This window comes from Collinsella sp. AM38-1BH (assembly GCF_003467545.1).
Classification (GTDB): Bacteria; Actinomycetota; Coriobacteriia; order Coriobacteriales; family Coriobacteriaceae; genus Collinsella.
The window spans coordinates 15,421-38,850 of the sequence record NZ_QSHC01000006.1 but is presented as its reverse complement, the minus strand read 5'-3'; the positions used below and the strand labels follow the sequence as shown (position 1 = coordinate 38,850).

Annotated in this window: 17 protein-coding genes and 1 tRNA gene; 9 read left to right on the top strand and 9 right to left on the bottom strand. The window is 61.5% G+C overall.

What is annotated here, in order from left to right; genetic code table 11:
• The first annotated feature begins 54 nt into the window (after positions 1-54).
• Positions 55-249 carry a hypothetical protein gene (locus tag DW870_RS03930; RefSeq protein ID WP_226790497.1) on the top strand — a complete coding sequence of 65 codons (195 nt, stop codon included), beginning with the start codon at positions 55-57 and terminating at the stop codon, positions 247-249.
• Between the two features lie 244 nt (positions 250-493).
• On the top strand, positions 494-1,846 hold the full coding sequence (locus DW870_RS03925; protein WP_117876919.1) for an ATP-binding protein: 1,353 nt from the start codon (positions 494-496) through the stop codon (positions 1,844-1,846).
• A gap of 73 nt (positions 1,847-1,919) precedes the next feature.
• On the opposite strand, the gene DW870_RS03920 is transcribed toward DW870_RS03925, so the two are convergent.
• The 3 genes from DW870_RS03920 to DW870_RS03910 all read right to left on the bottom strand — a co-directional run bounded on the left by DW870_RS03920 (position 1,920) and on the right by DW870_RS03910 (position 5,397).
• Complete coding sequence (locus DW870_RS03920) at positions 1,920-3,422, bottom strand: hypothetical protein (RefSeq protein WP_147349117.1); 1,503 nt, start codon at positions 3,420-3,422, stop codon at positions 1,920-1,922.
• 241 nt (positions 3,423-3,663) lie between these two features.
• Positions 3,664-4,671 (bottom strand): DUF5692 family protein, encoded by a 1,008-nt coding sequence (locus DW870_RS03915; RefSeq protein ID WP_117876915.1) that lies wholly within the window; start codon positions 4,669-4,671, stop codon positions 3,664-3,666.
• A 63-nt stretch (positions 4,672-4,734) separates the two neighbouring features.
• Complete coding sequence (locus DW870_RS03910; RefSeq protein ID WP_117876914.1) at positions 4,735-5,397, bottom strand: TetR/AcrR family transcriptional regulator; 663 nt, start codon at positions 5,395-5,397, stop codon at positions 4,735-4,737.
• 190 nt (positions 5,398-5,587) lie between these two features.
• Here DW870_RS03910 and DW870_RS03905 point away from each other — a divergent pair, with 190 nt between their 5' ends.
• The 7 genes from DW870_RS03905 (at position 5,588) to DW870_RS03875 (ending at position 12,875) form a co-directional block, all read left to right on the top strand.
• Positions 5,588-8,365, top strand: coding sequence for an FAD-dependent oxidoreductase (locus DW870_RS03905; RefSeq protein WP_199573595.1), 2,778 nt, complete (start codon positions 5,588-5,590; stop codon positions 8,363-8,365).
• A gap of 194 nt (positions 8,366-8,559) precedes the next feature.
• Positions 8,560-8,988 (top strand): hydrogenase maturation nickel metallochaperone HypA, encoded by a 429-nt coding sequence (locus DW870_RS03900; protein ID WP_117876912.1) that lies wholly within the window; start codon positions 8,560-8,562, stop codon positions 8,986-8,988.
• Positions 8,989-9,391: 403 nt separating this feature from the next.
• Positions 9,392-10,381: a PTS sugar transporter subunit IIB gene (locus tag DW870_RS03895; protein WP_117637934.1), complete on the top strand. Its 990-nt coding sequence runs from the start codon at positions 9,392-9,394 to the stop codon at positions 10,379-10,381.
• A gap of 18 nt (positions 10,382-10,399) precedes the next feature.
• Positions 10,400-11,218, top strand: coding sequence for a PTS mannose/fructose/sorbose transporter subunit IIC (locus DW870_RS03890; RefSeq protein WP_089573274.1), 819 nt, complete (start codon positions 10,400-10,402; stop codon positions 11,216-11,218).
• Positions 11,219-11,234: 16 nt separating this feature from the next.
• Complete coding sequence (locus tag DW870_RS03885; RefSeq protein ID WP_117876910.1) at positions 11,235-12,155, top strand: PTS system mannose/fructose/sorbose family transporter subunit IID; 921 nt, start codon at positions 11,235-11,237, stop codon at positions 12,153-12,155.
• A gap of 120 nt (positions 12,156-12,275) precedes the next feature.
• Positions 12,276-12,674: a DUF956 family protein gene (locus DW870_RS03880; RefSeq protein WP_117759121.1), complete on the top strand. Its 399-nt coding sequence runs from the start codon at positions 12,276-12,278 to the stop codon at positions 12,672-12,674.
• 125 nt (positions 12,675-12,799) lie between these two features.
• Positions 12,800-12,875, top strand: a tRNA-Arg gene (locus DW870_RS03875).
• Positions 12,876-13,154: 279 nt separating this feature from the next.
• On the opposite strand, the gene pknB is transcribed toward DW870_RS03875, so the two are convergent.
• The 6 genes from pknB to DW870_RS03845 form a co-directional block, all read right to left on the bottom strand.
• On the bottom strand, positions 13,155-15,116 hold the full coding sequence (gene pknB / locus DW870_RS03870) for a Stk1 family PASTA domain-containing Ser/Thr kinase (protein ID WP_117876908.1): 1,962 nt from the start codon (positions 15,114-15,116) through the stop codon (positions 13,155-13,157).
• Positions 15,117-15,248: 132 nt separating this feature from the next.
• The gene (locus DW870_RS03865) at positions 15,249-18,119 is read right to left on the bottom strand and encodes an FtsW/RodA/SpoVE family cell cycle protein (protein WP_117876906.1); all 2,871 of its coding nucleotides are present in this window, start codon (positions 18,117-18,119) and stop codon (positions 15,249-15,251) included.
• A gap of 16 nt (positions 18,120-18,135) precedes the next feature.
• Positions 18,136-20,034 (bottom strand): Stp1/IreP family PP2C-type Ser/Thr phosphatase, encoded by a 1,899-nt coding sequence (locus DW870_RS03860; protein ID WP_117876904.1) that lies wholly within the window; start codon positions 20,032-20,034, stop codon positions 18,136-18,138.
• Positions 20,031-20,447 (bottom strand): FHA domain-containing protein, encoded by a 417-nt coding sequence (locus DW870_RS03855; protein WP_006235180.1) that lies wholly within the window; start codon positions 20,445-20,447, stop codon positions 20,031-20,033. The genes DW870_RS03860 and DW870_RS03855 overlap by 4 nt, the downstream gene beginning before the upstream one ends.
• A gap of 6 nt (positions 20,448-20,453) precedes the next feature.
• Entirely contained in the window at positions 20,454-21,464 is a 1,011-nt protein-coding gene (locus tag DW870_RS03850) for an FhaA domain-containing protein (protein WP_117564937.1), read from the bottom strand.
• Positions 21,461-23,314, bottom strand: a complete 1,854-nt coding sequence (locus tag DW870_RS03845; protein ID WP_006235178.1) for a serine/threonine-protein kinase — start codon at positions 23,312-23,314, stop codon at positions 21,461-21,463. The genes DW870_RS03850 and DW870_RS03845 overlap by 4 nt, the downstream gene beginning before the upstream one ends.
• Positions 23,315-23,430: the final 116 nt, after the last annotated feature.

The following is a 23,430-nucleotide window of genomic DNA, read 5'->3' as shown; positions in this document are numbered from 1 at the left end:
TTTTCGTGCGACAATCGATGATATTGAACGGATGCGATGCGAGGAGCTATGCAGATGAAAGACGAGATCAAGACAAGCGCGCCGGCGACCGATGCCGCACCCGCCGCACCCAAGCCTGTGCCTAAGCCGGCGCCCAAGCCGCGCGACCCCTACATCCGTGCCGAGAACGAGGACGATGACGGCTACGATCCCTACAGCGATCGCCGCCCCGAGCGCGAGCCGCTGTTCGAAGCCGACCCCTGGCGCTAGTTGCATCAAGTAGCTAATTTGGCGATGATTTCCTGGGACGGGGTAGTCAAAAAAGTCCCGTCCCAAATCGACTGTCCAGGGAGTCGCATTCGAGCTTGGTTGCCCTCTCAGCCACTCGGCATCCTTCGAGCAGTAATAGTGAAAAAACTTGCTTAAGTGTTAATCAAGTCAGACATAATCTTGATCTCTAATTAATCAAGAATCGTTATAATCTTGATTAGCTAGAGAGCAAGATTGGAGAATCGTGGCATTCAACAACTTGATCGCCCAGAAAATAAAGGACTTTGAACAGCAGGGAGTTCCGCAGGTCTTTGAGCGAGATCTTGATCTGGGAAACTCACAGGAGCCAAAGCGCGACAACATCGTAAATGTGGTTGTGGGGGCCCGCCGTTGTGGAAAGACGTATCGCCTGTATCAGGAGATGCAGCGGCTTCGGGGCCGGGGCGTCGAGCTTGACCGGATGCTTTACTTTAATTTTGAGGACGAGCGCTTGCGCCCGTATGAGCCATCGCTGCTGGCGGACGTGCTCGACACGTTCTATGCGCTGCATCCTGCTGCTCGAACCGAGGGCGCTTACATTTTCTTTGACGAGATCCAGGAAATTCCCGAATGGGGTGCGTTTCTGCGGCGTGTAGTCGATACGGAGAAAGCGACCGTCTATGTGACGGGATCTTCTTCTAAGATGCTGTCCTCAGAACTTAAGAGCGAGTTCAGGGGTCGTTCTCTTATACGAGAGCTTTTTCCGTTGAGTTTTTCTGAATACGTTCGATATAAGACGGGGAGCGTTTTCGAGCCAGATGCGACCTTTTCCCCAAGCGATGCAGCGCTGCTTCGACATCATCTGATCGGATATCTTGAACGAGGGGGATTCATCGCGACGCTTGAGCAAACGCCCGCAGACGCGATTCAGCTGCTACAGGAATATGCTTCGCGAACGGTCGCTATGGACGTCATTGAGCGTTACGACGTCAAGAACCCCCGTTTGGCCTCGCTGTTTCTGGCGCGGTGCATGGCATCTTCGGGACGAGAGCTGTCAGTGAACAAAGTGTACAACGAGTTCAAGAGCAGGCAGATACCCGTCAGTCGTAATTCGCTCAGCGACTTACTTGAGTATTATGAGGATGCCTACCTGCTGTTCTCCGTGCCGGAGTTCACGCGTTCACTGGCAAATAATACGCGGTCTGCGTCTAAAGTCTACGCTGTCGATCCTGCGATGTTCGGAGCATTCTCTCCCGCATCGGCATTGGACCAGGGCCAGAGGCTCGAGACTGCGGTGTTCAATGCGCTCAGAAGAAGGACTCCTGCGGTGCGGGTCGGTTCGGTCTGTCGCCTATTGGTCAAGGAGAAGAATAAAAGCCATGAGGTTGACTTTGTGGCTGGGGATGCACTTCTCATGCAGGCTTATAGCCTGACTCAGGTGAGTGTGGATATGGCAAGCGAGAAAACGCGCGAACGCGAAATTGCCGCCCTCGATGCCTCGATGGCCCAGTTTGATCTTGGCGAGTCGGTAATCGTTACTATGGATGGACAGGCCGATATTCCATGTGAACACGGTGTGGTACACGCTGTGCCCGCATGGAAGTGGCTCCTTGCCTAATCATCTACGGACCTGTGGGGCCAGGACCTCCTGGCCCCCTCATCACGGTTGGGGAGTACCATGATGCGCCCGGCTAGTCCTGGGCCTTGATGCTTGGTAGGAGAATCTGGGCGAGATGGTCGCATTCGAGCTTGGTGGCAGCGTCCGCCTTGCCGTCTTTGCCGACCAGCACGTTCTTGATTTGGCTGTAGGTGTAGCGGTTGCCGGTCGTGAGCTCGACAAGCTCAATGGCCGTGTTCATGGGATAGGTCGACACGGGGTTCTGCGTGCGCCCGTTGATGGTCTGGGGCACCACATACGGATAAACGGGGCCGCTGGCGTAGACGGTATAACCGTTGCCTAGATTGGCCGCACCCAAAACCGTATCGCCCTCATCGGGCGTAAAGCTCTCGCCCTCGTGCACCGCGACGAGCGTCACGATCGGCGTATCACTGTCGCCGGCAAGATAGATGCATAGCGTGCTGCCATTCTGCCAAGTCTCGACCTTGCCGTACCACTCGACGGGGATATCGAGCTGGTAAAGGTCGGTTGCCTTGTGACGGGCGTCGGCATCACGGGCCGCCTGTGCCTTTTGCGCGCTCACGGCATTGACGGCGGCATTGCGACGCGCAGTTGCCGCCTGCTGGAGCACCTTGGCGGTGGCGGCGGAGCTCGCGCCTCCCTCCTCGGCATATTTGGCGGCGGCGTCGATCTGGTCGTTGGTTACCGTGTCGGCCGAAGGCACCTTGAGTTTAAAGGCAGCCTGGGCGCTTAAATCCTGTCCATCGCTCTTAACGGTGACCTGCGTCTTGGTGGTCGGGACGGTATAGATGGTGCCGTCGGCCGCGATGGGGGAGGCAGCGATGGAGAGCGTGTAATCGCCGGGCAGCAGTTTGATGCCGTGGCCGTGCTCGTCAACGTAGAGCGTTTCGCTCACAGAAGAGCCGTCGGAGTCCTGGCCACTCACCTGCACGGGGATCTTTGAGCCGGTGGAGCAGTCGAGTCCCGCGGCATGTACGCCAATCTGCACCGACATCATCGTGTGGGCATTGGCGGCGACAGCGGCAGCCTGCTCTTGCTGATATCCGTTCCAGACAGCATAGCCTGCACCGCCGGCGACAAGCGCAACGGCCACAGCGCCGGCAACCATCAGATTGCGGCGCTTGGGCGACATCTTACGATGACGAACCTCGGCCTCGCGTGCCGAGGGAACGGACGGCAGGGGAATATCGCCCATGGCGATGGTCTCGTCCACGGCTGGTGCGGAACCCAGGCCAGGAAGCTCGCGGGTCAGCGAATCCTCGGCCGGCAAGCTGTCGAGCAAGACGGTTTCCTCGCCCGTGTCGGATTCGGGCTGATTGCCGGCCTCGCTTTCGGTGTCTTCGTGACCTGCCTCGTCTTCGGTGGGCGCGGCGCCATCGTCTTTTGCATCCTGATCATCGGACTGCGCCTCGGCTTCCGGCTCATCCTGCACGTCAGCGCCCGAATCGTCAAACGCAATCTCATCGAGTGAAATCCGGTCTAAGCTCTCCAAGGCCTCAGCGCAAGCTTCTGCATCTTGGGCCGCATCCTCTTGGCCCATCGTTTCATCTTTCATACATCCCCCAAGCTCAATATCGGGACAACAATGTACCCAAAAACAGGGTCATATAGAGCTGTCAGGCAATTGGAAGTCTGATTTTATCTGTGCGAGAGGTTTTGAATATGTGCGTGGATGCGCGCAACAGCAAAAAGCCCCCGGAAAGCGGACAAATCGCTTTCCGGGGGTATGCAATACGTTGCATTGCGCGGAGTCGGCCAGGCGACTTCACATTCAAGCGGCATGTGCACCGGGCGCGTTACTCGGCGTGCGCGTAATCCACCTTGGCGCGGCGAGCGGTAGCCTTCTCCCAATCGCTGGTGCCCTCAAAGACATCCTGCTTGTAGGGATTGCGGCCGAGCTTCTTGGCGCGGTAGGCGATGTAGATGATCGCGGCGATGTTGGCGACCAGTGCGGCGATCGAGACCGCAGTAGCGGCGCTGGGGTCGAGCGCGGAGTGGGTCACAAAGATGGACTCCTCCTGGAAGTACGGGAACACCTGGGCAAACATGCACCAAATGGCCAGCGTAAAGGCGCGGTTCTGGATCCAGCCGCCCTTGTTCCAGATAAAGGCGGCGACGGTGGGCGCCAGCAGCAGCGCAAAGCCGCAGAACCAGGAGTGGGTGGGCAGGCAGTTGTAGGTGTAGCAGAAGTTCCAGATGTCGTAGGCGATGATGTAGACCCAGGTCATATCGGGCCACAGCATGTCGGTCTGATCCTCGGAGGCGTAGACACTCCACCAACCGGTCATGCAGAAGATGTTGATGATACCGGCGATGCCGTTGAACACGTTGTTCCAGCCGGCCAGCTGCGTAGCACCTTCGGAGGTGACCCAAGTGGACTGGCCCAGGACAAAGAAGTGATAGGCGCTCTCAAAGTCGGACACGACGGCGATCATGATGTTGATGGCGACGATCACAAACGGCCACGCGCGGAACCAGTGTGCCTTGCCGATCTTGCCCCACTGATACTTAATGGCGATGAAGCCCCAGCAACCGGCCAACGCCGCGTAGACCTTGGCGTAGTGGAACCAGCTGTTCTGGTACACATGGGTGGGGTTGGTGAGCGCCCACTCGGCACCCTGTGAGACGCCAATGGCGATGGCGACGCAGTAGATGGTCATGGCCAGCGGAGCCACGCCAAAGATGATTGCCGCGCCCAGCTTGGTGCGGCGGCCGACCTCGTTGAGCACGATCAGGCCAATAAAGACCATGGCCCAGCCGGCCCAGTGGATAAGGGTATTGCTACCCCAAACATCGAACAGCATGCTGCTCTCCTTTCACAAGCCCGCGGCCCCTCTTCTGATCGCGGGCAGTTTGGCCAAATGTCGTCAGTTCTGGGGCTTGCGCTCCGGATACTTGGCGGTATAGCCCTCGATGTGGAGTGTCGAGGCGATGATTTCCTTGACCGTCTCGTCGGGCACATCGGGGTGCGTGCGGATATACATCAAAAGACCCATGATGAGGGTGTAGAACGTCTCGTAGACATGGTCGATGCGTAGCTCATGATGGGCGACAAAATCCACCACGGTGGTATCGCAGATATACTGCGCCACGCGCTGGACCACGTTGTGCAAAAAGCCGCCGTATAGCGCGCCGCTGCTCGAGGTGAGCGTGCTCGGCAGCTCGTGGCCGCTGGCGACCAGGCGTTTAAAGAGCGGGGCGACGGTGTCGAGCGCGCCCTCGATATCACCAACGGTGCGGCCGGCGTTCCACCGCTCGAGCTCGGAGATAAAACCGTCGATTGCCTCGTCCATGACGGCGGTGACGGCGGCGTCCATGTCGGCGAAGTAGTGGTAGAACAGCGAGCGCGTGCAGCCGGCTCGCTTGGTTACGGCCGAGACGGATAGGTGGGACACGCCCAGCTCGGAGCTTACGGTGCGCACGGCATCGAGGATCTCGCGACGGCGTTCGTCGCCCGTCAGGCGCTTTGCCGTGCTGTCGGACGCGAGGACGGCATCAGCCACAGAGATGTTTGCCGTGTTATCGCTCATGCGTTTGCCGCCTTTCATCCGTTTGGGCCCGACCGTTCGCCTAACAGTCTTGAATATTGTTGACGGTTCGTCAATACTGTTTTTGACACAATGTCAACAATAGCGGGTGAACGGCATGGGGGCATGCCCGGCCTGCAAAAAAAGAGGGGCGCTGCGGTCTCGCCGGGCTGCGGCAAGAGAAGGGACGACTATGATTCTCAACGGACCGAGGATTAGCTATACCGAGCCCGATATCGGCGCGGAGTTCGTGCCGCCGATACCGGAGCATCCGCGCGAGGCCATCGTCAAACTGTGTGAGCACTGCACCAACCGCCTGTTGCACCGCGACGAGCTGCTGGGCTACGAGTACTGGTCGTTTGCCGAGGCCGCAACCGACGAGCAGGCCGAAGTGCTCTGCAAGATGAAGATGCGCCGTCCCTATACGCTGCCCGAGATGGTCAAGCTCACCGGCATGACCGAAGCCGATATCGAGAAGATGCTCGACGACATGAGCTACACGGGTCTGCTCGAGTACAACTGGGAAAACCCCGAGCGCGCCAAGCAGTGGGTGCTGCCCATGCTGGTGCCGGGTTCTGCCGAGTTCCTCAACATGCGCATGGGTCAGCTCGAGGAGCATCCGGTCTATGCCAAGTTCTTTGAGCAGGCGTCCAAGGGACCGCTGTCCAAGGCCACGCCGATGGTGCCGCCCGGCGGTGCCGGCATCGGCATGCATGTCATTCCGGTCGAGAAGGCCATCGATGCCGCGAGCACCTCGGTGCCGATCGAGCATATCGAGCATTGGCTCGACAAATACGATGGCAAATATGCCGCTAGCACCTGCAGCTGCCGCGCGAGCCGTCGCGTGATGGGAGAGGGCTGCGCCGACGACCCGGCCGATTGGTGCATCGCCGTGGGCGATATGGCCGACTACGTGGTCGAGACCGACCGCGGCCATTATGTGACGCGCGAGGAGGTCTACGACATCCTGCGCCAGGCCGAGGACAACGGCTTTGTGCACCAGATCACCAACATCGACGGTGAGAACAAAATCTTCGCCATCTGCAACTGCAACGTCAACGTGTGCTACGCCCTGCGCACTTCGCAGCTGTTCAACACGCCCAACCTGTCGCGCTCAGCCTATGTCGCCAAGGTCGAGAAAGACAAGTGCGTGGCCTGCGGTCGCTGCGTTGAGGTGTGTCCGGCCGGCGCCGCCAAACTGGGCCAGAAGCTCTGCAGCAAAAAGGCCGGCGGCCGCGTGCCCGAGTATCCGCGCCAGGAGCTGCCCGATGCCACCAAGTGGGATCACACCAAGTGGTCGCCCAACTACCGCAACGACAACCGCATCGAGACGCACGAGTCTGGCACCGCGCCCTGCAAGACGGCTTGCCCCGCTCACGTTGCCGTTCAGGGCTACTTAAAGCTTGCGGCGCAGGGCCGCTGCGACGAGGCTCTGGCGCTCATCAAGCGCGAGAACCCGCTGCCCGCTATCTGCGGCCGTGTGTGCAACCGCCGCTGCGAGGATGCCTGCACCCGCGGCCGTGTGGACGCCGCCGTGGCTATCGACGAGGTCAAGAAGTTTATCGCCCAGCGCGATCTGGATGCCGCGACTCGCTATGTCCCACCTGTGGTGACCCCGACGCGTGCCGGCGGCTTCGACCAGAAGATCGCCATCATCGGCGCCGGTCCGGCCGGTCTGTCCTGCGCCTTCTATCTGGCCGAGAAGGGCTACAAGCCCGTCGTGTTCGAGAAAAACGAGCGCCCGGGCGGCATGCTCACCTACGGCATTCCCAGCTTTAAGCTGCAGAAGGATGTTATCGAGGCCGAGGTCGAGGTCATTCGCCTGATGGGTGCCGAGTTCCGCTATGGCGTGGAAGTCGGTCGCGACGTGACGCTCGACGAGCTGCGCGCGCAGGGCTTTAAGGCCTTCTACGTGGCCATTGGCTGCCAGGGCGGCCGCCTTGCCGGCATTCCGGGCGAGGATGCCGAGGATGTGACCGTGGCCGTCGACTTCCTTCGCGAGGTTAACAGCGGCAAGATCGACGCACTGCCCGGGCGCACCATCGTGGTGGGCGGCGGCAACGTGGCCATCGACGTCGCGCGCAACGCCTGCCGTCTGGGTTCCGAGCACGTTGAGATGTTCTGCCTGGAGAGCGAGGCCCAGATGCCTGCCAGCGAGGAGGAGCGTCGCGAGGCCATTGAGGACGGCGCGCACATTAGCTGCGGCTGGGGCCCCAAGGAGATTCACCTGGACGAGGCCGGTCGTGTGTGCGGTATCACCTTCAAGCGCTGCACGCGTGTCTTTGACGATGAGGGCCGTTTTGCGCCCGAGTATGACGAGAACGACTTGCGCCGTGTCGATGCCGACCGTGTCGTCATGTCGATTGGCCAGTCCATTGTGTGGGGCGACCTGCTGGCTGGCTCCAAGGTGGAGCTCGGCCGCGGCCAGGGTGCCCTTGCCGATCCGCAGACGTACCAGACCGCCGAGCCCGACATCTTTGTGGGCGGCGACGTCTACACCGGTCCCAGCTTTGCTATCGACGCCATCGCCGCCGGTCACGAGGCCGCCGTGTCCATCCATCGCTTTGTGCAGCCGGGCTCCACGCTCACCATCGGCCGCAACCAGCGCCGCTACACCGCGCTTGACCGCGACGATGTTGTGATTGAGAGCTATGACAACGCAAGCCGCGAGGTGGCACGTGTCGACCGCGAGCGCGAGAAGGCTGCGCCCTTTAGCGAGTACGTCGAGACCTTTACCGAGGAGCAGGTGCGCGCCGAGACCGCTCGCTGCCTGGGCTGCGGTGCCTCGATCGTCGACCCCAACAAGTGCATCGGCTGCGGCCTGTGCACCACCAAGTGCGCGTTTGACGCCATCCATCTGGATCGCGACCGCCCCGAGTGCTCCACGATGGTCAAATACGAGCAAAAGCTCCCCAGCCTCGGCAAGTACGCTTTGAAGCGTGCGATCAAAATCAAATTTGGGAAGAAGTAAAAGAATCTACCAAGTAAGTGAACGGCGCAGAAGGCGGTTGAACAGCGAGCGGGTCCCAGGCGTGGCGAGGTGCCTTGAAAGAGGAGGGCATAGGGCTTTTGCCCATGCCCGACGATTGAAAGGCAGATCGCCCGTCTGGGGCTCGCGCAGCGTCAAGCCGACCGCCGTTCGGTAGAACGGCGGAAGGAAATAAAGTGCACGAGCTCGGGATTGTTTATCACATCATTCGCGATGTCGAGAATGTGGCGCGCGCCAATGGCGTGAGTCGCGTTTCGAGCGTGACGCTGCTCCTGGGCGAGGTCTCGGGCGTCGTTCCCGACTTGCTGCTCGGCGCTTGGCGCTGGGCGGCAGATAAAAAGCCTATCACGCAGGGCGCGGAGCTTATTGTGGAGCCTGTCGAGGCCGTGACGCATTGCGAGGCGTGCGGCTGCGACTACGCGACGGTCGAGCACGGCAAGACCTGTCCCCAGTGCGGTAGCGGCGAGACCTATTTGCTGCAGGGCCAAGAGGTAATGATCAAACAGATCGAGACCCCCGACGAGGACCCGACAGACGCTGCCCCCGACGGCCTATCCGATGCCCCCGATGCCGTCGACGCCGCCAACCCCCTCCACATCGCCTAACTTAGTCGTTGGGGACGTTCTTAAACGACTAGTCGAAAAAGAACGTCCCCAATGACTAGCCATTTAAGAACGTCCCCAATAACTACTTTGCTAGAGCATATCGCTCGCCATTAGTCAAGGCATAGCTGTTTAAACGAAATAGCCTCAGTCTCAGCACGTTTGCATCTGTTTAAAAGCGGTAATAATGACAGCATGCGCATATCCGTCGTGTAAGTATTGGTTGGGTATCAGTTATCAGCGGCAGATCAGCCAATGATGCCGGAATGTAATCAACTTGTAACAAATTAAGACGTTTAAACAAATAATGCTACCTTTTGCAGTTTTTCAAACAATTCTGCTGTATTTGCAGCTATACTCCATAACTGTCGTGTAGGAATTACGTAGACAAAAAGGAGGTTATGTGATGGTAAGTATTGTTCTTGCTAGCCATGGTGACTTGGCGGCTGGAATCAAGCAGACGGGCTCGATGGTCTTTGGCGATCAGCCGTCTGTAGCCGTGGTCTCGCTCGAGCCGAGCATGGGCCCCGACGACTTCCGAGCCAAGGTCGAGGAAGCAGTCGCTTCCTTCGAGGACCAGGAGCAGGTGCTCTTCCTCGTTGATCTGTGGGGCGGCACGCCCTTCAACCAGATCAGCGGTCTCATCGAGGGCCATGATTCCTGGGCTATCGTCACCGGTGTCAACCTGCCTATGCTCATCGAGGCATATTCGCAGCGCTTTGACGCAAAGAACACTGCACATGCGATCGCAAAACATCTCGTGACTGAGGCTAAGGCCGGCGTGCGCGTCAAGCCCGAGTCTCTGGAGCCCGAGGAGAAGAAGCCGGCTGCGGCCGCCGCTGCTCCTGCGGGTGCCATTCCTCCGGGAACGGTGATCGGCGACGGGCACATCAAGATCGCCCACGTCCGTATCGACACGCGTCTGCTGCATGGTCAGGTGGCCACCACGTGGACCAAGCAGATCAACCCCAACCGCATCATCGTGGTCTCCGACGGCGTTGCTCACGACGAGCTCCGCAAGACCATGATCGAGCAGGCTGCCCCTCCGGGAGTCCACGCCAACGTCGTGCCCATCAAGAAGATGGCCGAGGTCGTCAAGGACACGCGCTTTGGCGACACCAAGGCGATGCTGCTGTTCGAGAACCCGCAGGATCTGCTCAGGGCCATCGAGGCCGGCGTCGACATCAAGGAAGCCAACATCGGTTCCATGGCCCACTCCAAGGGCAAGGTCGTCGTCACTAACGCCGTCGCCATGGGCGATGACGACGTCAAGACCATCGAGGCTCTCAAGGCCAAGGGCGTCAAGTTCGAGGTCCGCAAGGTTCCTTCGGATTCCTCCGAGGATCTCGACGCCATGTTGAAGAAAGCTAAGGCCGAACTGGCCGCTCAAGCATAGTAAAGGAGGGTCCGATACATGTCTGCAATCACTATTCTGCTTGTTGCGATTGTCGCGTTGCTTGCCGGTATGGAAGGCATTCTGGATGAGTTCCAGTTCCATCAGCCGCTCGTGGCATGCACGCTTATCGGTCTCGTAACCGGTCACCTTCAGGAGGGCATCCTCCTGGGCGGTTCGCTCCAGATGATGGCCCTTGGCTGGGCTAACGTCGGCGCCGCCGTCGCGCCTGACGCCGCTCTGGCCTCGGTCGCTTCTTCGATCATCATGGTGCTCGCCCTCAACGGTGGCGCCACTGATTCGGCCAAGGCCGTTACCGCCGCTATCGCCGTCGCCGTCCCGCTGTCGGTCGCTGGCCTGTTCCTGACCATGATCTGCCGTACCCTGGCTACCGCTATGGTTCACGGCATGGACGCCTGCGCCGAGAAGGGCGACTTCGCCGGCATCGAGCGTTGGCAGTACGCCGGCATCCTCATGCAGGGTGTTCGTATCGCCATCCCGGCAGTACTTCTGTGCATCATCCCGGCCGAGGCCGTTACCAACGCGCTTAACGCTATGCCCGATTGGCTGTCCGGCGGCATGGCTGTCGGCGGCGGCATGGTCGCTTCCGTCGGTTACGCCATGGTCATCAACATGATGGCCACCAAGGAGACCTGGCCGTTCTTCATCCTCGGCTTTGTCCTTGCTGCCATCCCTCAGCTCACGCTGATCGCCCTTGGCCTCATCGGTATCTCCCTTGCCCTCATCTACCTTGGCCTTAAGGATCTGGCCAAGCAGGGTGGCGGCATGGGCGGTGGCTCCGGTGACCCGCTCGGCGACATTCTGAACGATTACGAGTAGGAGGGGAGTGATACATATGGCAGAGAACAAGATTCAGCTCACCAAGGCTGACCGTAAGAAGGTTTGCTTCCGTCATCAGTTCCTTCAGGGCTCGTGGAACTACGAGCGTATGCAGAACGGCGGCTGGTGCTTCGCAATGATCCCTGCGATCAAGAAGCTCTACAACAGCAAGGATGACCAGATTGCCGCTCTTAAGCGCCACCTGGAGTTCTATAACACCCACCCCTATGTTTCCGCCCCCGTCATTGGCGTTACCCTCGCCCTCGAGGAGGAGCGCGCCAACGGTGCTCCGATTGACGACGTCGCCATTCAGGGCGTCAAGGTCGGTATGATGGGCCCGCTCGCCGGCGTCGGCGACCCCGCCTTCTGGTTCACCCTTCGCCCGATTCTGGGCGCACTGGGCGCTTCCCTGGCCCTGTCCGGCAGCATCGCCGGTCCGCTGCTGTTCTTCTTCGCGTGGAACATCATCCGTTACGCCTTCCTGTGGTACACGCAGGAGTTTGGCTACAAGGTCGGCTCCTCCATCGCCAAGGACCTCTCCGGCGGTCTGATGGGCAAGGTCACCGAAGGTGCTTCCATCCTGGGTATGTTCATCATCGGCGCCCTGGTCGAGCGCTGGGTGTCCATCTCCTTCACTCCGGTCGTCTCCAAGGTCACGCAGTCCGCTGGCGCCTATATCGACTGGGCCAACCTGCCCGCCGGTTCTGAGGGCATCAAGCAGGCATTGACGATGTACAGCTCTGTCGGTGCCAACGCACTCGACCCGGTGAAGGTCACCACGCTTCAGGCCAACCTCGATCAGCTCATCCCCGGCCTTGCCGCCGTGTGCCTGACCCTTCTGGTCTGCAAGCTCCTCAAGAAGAAGGTCAGCCCGATCGTCATCATCCTGGCTCTCTTCGCCGTCGGCATCATCGGTCGCGTCTGCGGCTTCATGTAAGCACGCTTCGGCTTAAGACCGAGAGTTGCTAGGCAAGGGCTTTTGAGCCATTGAAACGGACCGCACCCGGTGGGTACACTGGATGCGGTCCGATTGTTTTATTTGGAGGGCGAGGCGCGCATGGCGCAATCACAGAACAGCACGGTCGATCTGGCAACGCCGGCAACCTGCCTGATGGGGCTTACCAGTCACGGTAACGTGATGGTGGGCAATAAGGCGTTTGAGTACTATAACGAGCGTAATCCCGAGGATTATATCCAAATCCCGTGGGACGAGGTCGACTATATTGCCGCCGAGGTTTTGCGCGGCACCAAGAAGATTACGCGTTTTGCCATCTTCACCAAGGACAACGGCCACTTTACGTTTTCGACGCGCGACGATAAAGAGACGCTTCGCGCGGTCCGTAAGTACGTCGACGAGGATAAGCTCGTGCGTTCGCCCGACTTTATCGATGTGACGGCCAAGGGCGCCAAGAGCATCCCCTCCGTTATCAAAAACCTTTTCCACAAAGGCAAGTAGTCGTTGGGTTGTCATTGGGGACGTTCTTAAACGACTAGTCATTAAAGAACGTCGCAGATGACTATCTCGAAGAGCGGTTATGCGCTGCATGGTAGTGGCGCAAATCTGCTACACTAATACAACATGCCTCCGTAGCTCAGGGGATAGAGCACCGCTCTCCTAAAGCGGGTGCCGACGGTTCGAATCCGCCCGGGGGCACCAGAAGATTATGACGGCGTCGCGAGAGCGGCGCCGTTTCTGGTTTGTGGGAGCTGCCGGCGGATTCGGACCGTCGGCGCCCGCGTCACTCATTTCCCCGCGGGGGGGGTGAATTCGCCCGGGGGCACCAGAGATTGATCGAGCCCGGTACACCGCCACGGTGCCGGGCTCTTCTGGTTGATGCCATGTCAAAAACGAAGCGCCCGCTTGCTGGGGGAGCAAGCGGGCGCCTGTGAGTGAATATGTTTGCGGCGAGAGCCGTAATGGGTGGTGGGGTGGCGACTAGTTGGCCGTACCGGAATCGTCGCCCGTGCCCGAGCCCGAACCCGAACCCGAGCCAGAAAGTGCGACCGTCAGCGTAATCGTGCTGTCGGTAGACTGCTTGCCGGTGGGGGAGACGCCCGTAACGGTGGCGTTTTCGTTGCCACTCACGGGGTTGCCGTTCTGATCGCAGAACGCGATGTTGTAGAAGCCGGCGTTGTTGAGCGCGGTGACGGCGGCGGAAATGCTCTTGCCGTACAGGTTGCCCGGGACGGTGGCCTTGCCGGACTTCTTGGCAATGACGACGGTAATCGTGGCACCGGGCTTCTGCTTGCCGCTGGGGTTCCAGCTGATTACGGTGCCCTCGGTAACCGAGTCGTTCTCCTGGTAGCTCACGTCGACGCCAAAGCCTGCCATATCGAGGGCGTTGCGCGCCTGGGCCTCGGTCATGTCGGTCAGGTCGGGGACGGACGTGGTATCCGGGCCGCTCGAGACCTTGTACGAGATGGTCGTGCCCTTCTCGACTTCCTTACCGGCTTCGGTGCCCTGCTCAAAGACCTGGCCCTCATCGGCCTCGTTGGCCTCCTCGGTGGCGTTGCCCTTTAGGCCAACGCTTGCCAGTGCCGCCTCTGCCTGGTCCTTGGTTAGACCGAGAAGCTGGGGAACCTCAACCTTCTCGGAGGGCTTGGGGCCCTTGGAGATCACCAGGTTCACCTTGGTGCCTTTGGGCTTCTTGGTGTTGCCGTTGGGGGTCTGCTCGGCAACCTTGCCCTCGTCGACATCGTCGTTATAGCTCTGGTCGATGGTGCCGACCTCAAGGCCTTCCTCCTTGATCAGCTCGACGGCAGTCTGCTGGTCCTTGCCCAGCACGTCGGGCACGGTGACCTGTTCGTCGCCAAAGAGCCCAGTGGCAAAGGCCACCACGATGCCGATGACGGCAACAGCTGCCACCACGGCGGCGATGATCTTGTTTTTGTTGGACTTGGGCTTTTCGACCTCGTAGGAGCCGGTGGAGCCCGAAACCGAGCTACGGGCGGTATTCTGGCCGCTCACGCCCGAGACGGGACGCACCAAAGCGCGCGTCTGATCGGAAAGCTCGCGAGTCTTGGTGGCGCCCAGCTCACCGGGGGCACCGATGATGCGCGTGGGCTCTGAAATGTTGACGGCACGACCGGACAGGTAGCTGTTGAGCACCTGACGCAGCTCGTCGGCGGTCTGGAAGCGGTTTGCCGGGTCCTTCTCCATGCACTTAAGGATGATGCGCTCAAGGTCGGCATCGACACCGGAGTTGATCTGGCTCGGCGGAATAGGCAGCTCGTTGACCTGCTTGAGTGCGACCGAGATGGCGTCATCACCGTCAAAGGGCACGCGGCCGGTGGCGCACTCGTACATCACGACGCCCAGCGAGTAGATATCCGAGGTGGGGCCGAGGTCCTGACCACGGGTCTGCTCGGGACTGACGTAGTGGGCGGTTCCCAGCACGTTGTTGTCTTGCGTGAGGTGGCTGTTCTTGGCGCGCGCGATGCCAAAGTCCATCACCTTGATGTTGCCGTCGGGCAGCACCATGATGTTCTGCGGCTTGATGTCGCGGTGGATGATCTCGTGCTTGTGGGCGACCGAAAGCGCGGAGCTGATCTGCGAGCCGATCTGGGCGACCTTCTTGGGGTCGAGGGCGCCGTGGCTCTTGATGCCGCTCTTAAGGTCGGTGCCGCGCAGGTACTCCATGACGATGTAATAGGTGTCGCCGTCCTTGCCCCAATCGTAGACGCCCACGATATAGGGGGAGGAGAGACCGGCTGCTGCCTGGGCCTCCTGCTTAAAGCGTGCGGCGAAGGTTGCGTCGCCAGCATACTGCGGCAGCATGATCTTGACGGCTACCGTGCGGTCGAGGACCTGGTCCTGCGCACGGAAGACGGTCGCCATGCCGCCTGTCCCCACCTTATCCTTGAGGAGGTATCTTCCCCCGAGGACCCTCTGTTCCATTCCTGCTCCTAACATAACTATTCGCTCAACGATGTGTGTAGTACCTACGATGTGGCCGCTGGGGCCGTGTGGCGCGTTGCCGCTAACTCTTCGGCCGCGGCGCGCCTCGGGTGTCCGATTCGATCATGGACATCACGCTCCCTGTGCGGCGAGCGCTGCGGTCAGGACGATGCCGGCAATCTTGGCCGCCTTGACGTCGTGTTTGTCGTAATCCTCCAAGGCCACCGAGATGGCGACCGTGGGTGAATCGTAAGGTGCAAAGCCAACGAACATCGAATTGACGTTGGTGCCGCCGGTCTCGGCCGAGCCGGTCTTGCCGGCGACCTTGACGCCGGGGACCTGGGCATCGGTGCCGGTACCGGACTGGACGACGGCGAGCATGGCCTGCTTGACCTGGTCGGCCGTGGCGGAGCTGACGGCCTGACCCAGCGAGCGGGACTGCGTGGTCTTGACCACAGTTCCGTCCGGGGCGAGTACCTGGGCTACAAAGTACGGGTCCATGACCACGCCACTGTTAGCGATGGCGGCGGCAATCACGGCGTTTTGCATGACGGTGGTCTGCGGGCCGGGCGTGTGGTCCATGCCGACAGGCTGGCCGGCGCCGGCCCAAGCGGTCTCCCACTCGGTCATGAGCGACGGGTCGGCCATGATGGAGGCCGCGGAGGTCAGGTCCTGGCCGAGCTTTTGGCCGTAGCCAAAGGCGTTGGCAAACTGCACGAGCGTGTTTGCGCCAACTTCGTTTGCCACCTGGCCAAAGACGACGTTGGAGGACACGGCAAAGGCCTGCTGCAGGCTGATGGTGCCGTAGCTCTCGTTGGCATAGTTGGTGACCGGTGCGTTGCCGATGTCCATGGAGCCGGGCGCCTGGTAGGTGCTGGTAAGGCTGGCGGTGCCGGTCTCGAGTGCCGCGGAAAGCGTAACGACCTTAAACGTGGAGCCCGGCGTGTACAGCGCGTCCATGGCGCGATTGTACATAGAGCCGTCCTCGCCGCCGCCAGCCTGCAGTAGGGCGTCGATGTTGGTGTTGTCGTAGGTGGGCGAGCTGGCACATGCGAGCACCGCGCCGGTACGCGGGTCGATGACCACTACAGCGCCCTTAAAGCCCTTGAGTGCCTGCTCGGCCGCCGTCTGGATGCGCGAGTCGATGGTGAGCTTGGCGGTGTTGCCCGGCTGGGTCTGGCCCGCGAGCGACGCGATGGCGTTGTTCCAGCTGGAGTAGTCCTTAGAACCGGTGAGCGTGTCGTTCATGACGCTCTCGATGGCGGTGGTGCCATACTGCTGGCTCACGTAGCCAACCACGTGCGCTGCCAGGTTACCGTTGGGGTAGGAGCGTACGTAGGTGCCGTCCTCCTGCTGCAGCGACTCGGCCAGCGTCACGCCGTCGGACGTGATGATGGAACCGCGCTGGATATACTTGGAGCGGGCGATGGTGTGGTTGTTGGTCGGCATGTCCTGATAGTCCTTGGCCTTGATGACCTGGACATAGGTGAGGTTGCCGATAAGGATGGCGAATAGCGCCGTAAAGGCGAGCACCGCACGGGTTAGACGGTTGGCGAGCGCAACGCGGCCGAGCACACCGGATTCAGGCGTGTCGAGCAGGCGACGGCGCATGCGCGAGCCGACGGAATGGCTGCCGCTGCCGTAGGAAGACGAGGTGGCAAAGCGCGTGCTCGTCGGGGCGGCGGCAGATGCGACCTGATCATCGGTGATGGCAGCCATGGTACCGGTGCCGGTAAGCTCGGCCTCGCGTCCGGTCGCCTCGTCACCGGCGCGCAGCAGGAGCGCGACGATGATAAAGCTCGCCAGCAGCGAGGAGCCGCCCTGGCTCATAAAGGGTAGGGTGACGCCGGTCAGCGGGATCAGGCGGGTAACGCCGCCCACGATTAAAAAGGCCTGGAAGCTGATGGCGGCCGTAAGGCCCGTGGCACTAAAGGCGGCGAGGTCGGATTTAGCGCGGGCAGCCGTGGTGAGGCCACGCACGGCAAAGAGCATAAACAGGATGAGCACGGCGCCGCCGCCCAAAAGGCCCATCTCCTCGCCGATGGCCGAGAAGATAAAGTCGGACTCGACGACAGGGATGTTGTTGGCCATGCCGTTGCCGATACCAACACCGACCAGACCGCCATCGGCAAGCGAGAAGAGCGACTGGACGATCTGGTAGCCCTGGCCCTGGGCGTCCTTAAACGGATCGACCCAAACCTGGAAACGCACCTGAACGTGAGACAGGAACTTGTAGGCGCCCACGGCTCCAACGGCTAAGAGCGCAAGGCCGATGATGACATACGAGAAACGACCCGTGGCAACGTAGAGCATCAGCAAGAAGATGGTGTAGAACAGCAAGGCCGAGCCCAGGTCACGTTCGAAGACAACGACGAGCAGGCAAACGCCCCAGACTGCGAACAGCGGCAGCAGCAGGCGCAGGCGCGGAATCTTAAGACCCAAGATCTTGCGGTTGGAGATAGAGAGCAGCTCGCGGTTCTCGGCCAGGTAACCGGCTAGGAACAGCACGATAAAGACCTTGGCGAACTCGCCGGGCTGAATGGTAAAGCCGGCGATGCGAATCCACAGTTTGGAGCCCGAGATCGTGGTGCCGATAAAGATGGGCAGCATCAGCAAGATGATGCCGATGATGCCAAAGGTGTACTTGTAGCGCATGACCACGTCGAGGTTTTTGACCAGCGCAAGCGTACCTACCATCAACGCCACCGAGATAAACAGGATGACGAGCTGCGAGATGGCGAGCGTGGGCGCCAAGCGCGTCACAAACGTGATGCCAATGCCCGAAAGAACAAAGACGATGGGCAGGATGGCCGGGTCGGCGCCGGGTGCCAGAATGCGCACGGCGATATGCGCCGCGGCGAAGGCGGCAAAGAGACCGATCGGAACGGCAAGTGTCTCAAACGAGATGGCGGCGCCTGCGGTGAGCACGTACATCGCATACAGCAGGATGACGGGGAACGCCGAGGCGATGAGTAAGAGCAGTTCAGTATTACGACGACTCATAAGCGGCACTCCCTTTCTAATTCTTATCGGAGGCTTCGGCCTCGGCGGACTGTTCGGCGGTTTTCTCGGAATTCGATTCGGAGGTCGAACCCTGGTCGGTGTTATTGCGAATCGTTTGCGCGTCGATCACCTGGCGGGTCTGCTCCTCGTCGATCTGATGGCGGTACTTGGAGATGGTGTCCTGCGCATCGTCGATGCTCGTCTGCTGAATACCCGCCTTAAGGCGATTTTGTGTGTCTTCGGGCAGGTCGGACAGTTTGATGGTGGTCGTGCTGTCGAGCCAGTGCAGCTTAAGGCCGAGCGGCTTGCCGGGAATACCCCGGTAGACCGCGACGGTGTCCTTGTAGGTGCCCAGGTAGTACGAGCCGGTGATGCCTGCGTAGGCCCAGATGGCTGCAGCCAGCACAAAAGCGATGCCCAGTACGGTGGCAATGGTGATGTTACGGCGGCGGACGCGCTTTGCCTTGCGCATGACGCCATCGTCGACCAGGTCAACGACAACCACGGTGACGTTGTCGTGCCCGCCGGCGACCAGTGCCGCGTCAACAAGGTTGTCGACGCAAATCTGCGCGGTCGAGGACTGCGTGGCGATGTTTTCGATATCGCTATCGGGAATCATGCTCGACAGGCCGTCCGAGCACAGGATCAGGCGGTCGCCTTCCTCGATATGCAGGGTAAAGTGGTCGGCATACATGGCGGGATCCGAGCCCAGCGCGCGGGTGATGACCGAGCGGTTGGGGTGGACGCGAGCCTCGTCTGCCGTAATTTCGCCGGCGTCCACGAGCTCCTCCACATAGGAGTGGTCGCGGGTCACGCGGATGAGCGTGCCCTCGTGGAGCAGATAGGCGCGCGAGTCGCCCACGTGGGCGATGGCGAGCATGTCGTTTTCGATATAGGCGCAGGTTGCCGTGCAGCCCATGCCGGGCTTGCCAAGCCCGTTGAGCGCAGCCTCGATGACCGCGGCGTTTGCAGCTTCGACGGCGGCCGCCAGTCGTGCGGCGTCGGCTGCCTGCGGCGCTGTCTTGGCAATGGTCTCGACGGCGATGGAGGAGGCTACCTCACCGGCGGCGTGGCCGCCCATGCCGTCGCATACGCAAAAGAGCGGCGATTGCACCAGATAGGAGTCTTCGTTATGCGGGCGCACACAGCCAACATCGGAGCGGGCGCCCCACATGAGCTGCGTGGTCGTGCCGGCGTCGTAGGTCGAGTCAGTCTCGACGCGCTCGTCGGTCAGCGGCTCAAAACTCATGGTCGAGCCGGGGTCCTTAAGCTTGGCCTCCACGGCGGCAACGTCAATCTCGGCCGTATCGCCGGGCGAGACGGTGTCGGCATCGTCTCCCGACTCGGCGTCGGAGATGTCCGGAAGGTTGAGATCTTCGGTTACGCGGTCGGCGGGATCGCCGTCCTGTTGCGGCTCGACAGCCGTCGGCTCGGGCGTCGCAAAGTGCGACGGTGCGGCCGTGCTCTGGGGTTGAGCGGAGGGCTCGGGAGCTGCGGCGGGCGCGGCAACGGGCTGCTCGACTTCGGCAGGCGTTGCGGATGCGGGTGCCGCCTCGCTTGCCGGGGCGACGGGGAACACCGGCGCGGCAGGCTCGGGGGCTGCAAACACGGCAGCGCTCTCGTTCATCGCCTCGGCGACGGGCTCGGCAAAGTGAGCCGGTGCGGGCGTTGCCTCCGGTTCCGCGGGCGGCTCGGCAGCGTGCGCCCCGATGGGGGCGTCGAGCTGCTCGGTGTCGGCATCCTCGTCATCGACGAGCGCCGGATATTCTTGAGTTACATGCGAAAGAGGCAGGGAGAACACGGTGTCCTCGGGCTTCACGGTCGCAGGGCGCGCCGGAGCGGCATGGGCCGGCGCAGCTGCGGGGGCAGTCGGCGTCTCGGGCATGGTTGCGGACTTGTTCTCCTCGTCGATCATCGACGGTTCACCTTCATGACCACGTCGCCAATCTGGACTTCGTCGCCCTCGCGCAGCGTTGCGGGCTCCACCAGCTGGCGGCCGTTGACGAGCGTGCCGTTAAGCGAGTTGAGGTCCTCGATAATAAGTGCCGGGCCCTGCAGCGAAAAACGCGCATGCGAGGCCGAGACAAACGGTTCGTTGATGCAGATGTCCGACGACGGCGAACGGCCGACGATGACGGGACCGAGCATATCCACGTGGATGCCGCGGATGCCGCGCGGGCCCTTGTCCACATCGATCGTCCAGATGGCCGAGTCGCGGCGCTGGCCGCGGACGAGCCCCACGCCGGTCTTCATGACGGCGAACAGGAAGATGTAGAGCAGGGCGACCAGGACGATGCGGCCTGCAAAAAGGACGATATCGATGTTCATAAGCGACTATCCCCTAAATTCAAAGGTGCTCAGGCCAAACGTCAGCAGATCGCCGTTGCGCAGCGGGCAGCGCGTAATGCGGCGGTTGTTGACGAGCGTGCCGTTGGTGGAATTGAGGTCCTCGATCGACCAATCCGAGCCCGTAAAGGTGAGCTGGGCGTGGCGGCGCGACACGTTGGGGTCGCGCAGGGCAATATCGGAAACCGAGCGCTCGCGACCGATAGTCACCTGTGCGGAGGTGATGCTATGGCTCTCGCCGCTCACGACGTCGACGAGCTGGGCGAGCGGGCGCTGCGGGGCGCGAGTGCTCGCCATGTTGGAGGCGATGCCGGCTGCGGCGCCTAGGCCCACGGCGGCACCGGTCGCGGCGGCTCCGCCCATGCCGGCAAGCGCGTCGCGCGAGACGGTCTGCGGCACCGGGATAGGAGCGGCGGGGTCGGGGACGCTAGGCGCGAAGGGATCTGCTACGGCAAGCGGGTCAGGAGCGGCGGCGCGAGGCGTCGGCTGCTGCTGGGGCATGGCGGCGGGGCGCTGCGGCTGCGGGGCAGCAAACTGCTGCTGGCCGGCGCGCGGGGCGCTGGCGGCACGGCTTGCCGCGGAGTTGTTTTGGCCCAGACCGTTTTGATAGGCGCGCTCTTCTTCGTACAGGCGGCCGAGCGTGGGGGCATCGACGTTCTCGGCAAAGACCGAGAACTTGCCGGCGCGCAGCTGCGGATCGATCATAAAGCGCACGAGGGGCTCGCCGACAAAGACATAGCGGCGCTTTTCGGCCTGCGCTTTCACAAACTCGCGGACCTCGCGCGAAAGCTCGGGGTAGAACGGGGCGAGCATGGGATCGTCGTCGGCGGCGATAAGGATGGTATAGAGTGCCGGCGCCGTGTTGACGCCGTTAATCACCAGAGTCTGATCCTCCATGTCGCGAGCGGCCTGCTTGGCAAGCTTCTTAAAGGAGAACGGGGCACGGGTGGCACCGAAGATGCCGGCCACGTGGTCCTCGAAGATGTTCAGGAAGTTCACGAAAGATCACTCTCCGTATAGGTTCTTTGGTATCCGAGCAAATATAGGCATATCCCAACGATTATAGAGGATAGGATTCCCGCAACCGCCGCCTTGGCGATGACCGCGGCTGCAAGGCTGGCAATTTCCATATGGTGTGCAAGACAGGACGCCGCTGCGCAGCCGATGCCGGTGACAGCGATGGCGGCGATTGCGGCAAGGTTTGAGCCCTGATTGGCACGCTTGGCATGGACATTGAGCAGCGCAGATGACGCCGCGGCAGTTGCCGCGACCAGCACAAAGGCAGCCCAAAGGAGCGGGTCTCCCAGCGCTGCAGCAACGTTACCGAGCCCCAGCACGCCTCCGGCTGAAAGCGCGACCGTGGCCAGACGGGCAAAAAGCGCGCCCATGCCCGTTGCCGCGGCGGCGCTTGCCGGGCCGAGCCAAAATGACGCGACGCCGGCGGCGACCCCAGCTGCCAGGAAGGTATTGCCGGTCAGACAGCCAAGCGCGAGTGCACAGGTGAGCGTGGCGCTCGCGGCAGTCTCGGTGCGACCCCAGGCGATCCACCAACCGGACATGGCGGCGGCAAAGATCACCGCGACGGGCAGCATCGACAGGATGCCCTGTGCCTGCATGGTGGCGTTGGCCATGAGCACCAAAAAGCCCACAGCCGAGATGGCCGAGCCAATCTGGGGGGCCAGGCCAGCCGCCGCTCCGATCGCGATAGCCGCAATGACCAGGCCGGGAAGCGCCGCGACCCCGGCCGTTTGCATCAGCAAAAAGCTAAAGGTGCCGCACGTTAGCGCCGAGATAGTGCGCATGGTGTAGTCGCGCGCATGGCTCCAGCGCGTGCCCGCCCAGCCGAGTGCGGGGTCGACCTCGATGGCGTCGTCCTCGTAGTGCGACGGCTCGATATCGTCGAGCTCCTGCTCGTCATCCGAAAGCTCGCCAACCATTTGCTCCAGGCTGCGACGGCCTTCGCGCACGCTGCCCAGACCGGCAAGGAGCTGGTCGCAAAATGCCTCGATGCTGTTGGGGCGGTCCTGCGGCATGGGGGAGAGCGCGCTCATGAGCGCGCTCTCGGCTCCCGGGGGAAAGTGTGGTATCAGCTCGCTGGGATAGGTGGCGCCGCCGATGATGTGGCCGAGCGAGTCGGCGGGCGTGGCCGCCATAAAGGGGGCGCTGCCACACAGGCCCTCGTAGATCACACAGGCAAGGGCAAAGACATCAGCGCGTTCGTCGACCGTGCCGGTCTCGATATCGAGCTGCTCGGGCGGCATGTAGCCGATGGTGCCGCCGCGCGAACCGCCAAAGCCACCGGCGGACGACAGTCGCGCCATGCCAAAGTCGGTGAGCTTTACATTGCCCGAGTGGTCGATGAGCACGTTGGCGGGCTTAATGTCCAGGTGGAGTACGCCATTACTATGGGCGAAGGTGAGCGCCTGGCCCAGGGCATCGGCAATAGCTGCGGCCTCGTCAAAGGTAAGTGAGTGGCCGTCCACGCGGTGCAAAAACTCGGCCAGCGACATGCCATCGACATACTCCATGACTAGGTAGGCATAGGCTGTGTCGTGCGTAAAGTCGATGACCTGCACGATATTGGGATGTTGAAGCATGGCGGCGGTGTGCGCCTCGCGCAGGACATCCATGATGTCGCTGGCGGGCATGCCGGCACCGTTGATAAGGGGGATACGCTTAATGGCGACGCGGCGGCGCAGGTGCGTGTCGCGGCAGATCTCGATGGAGCCAAAACCGCCGGTCGCAAGTGTCTCGAGCGGCTGGTACCGCTTGAGCAGCTCGCGAGAGCTGGTGCCCTCCAAAGGAACGTCCGGCGAGAACCGGGCGGTATGTTGCGAGAAAAGCGGCATGGCCAACCCTCGTGCGTTTAAAGTTCGTTTGCGAGCGGCGGGCGCCGAGCCGAGCCGTTCGCGGTGGCATAGATGCTGCTAGTGTAGCACGCTCGGGTGCATGGGGAGGATAGCGG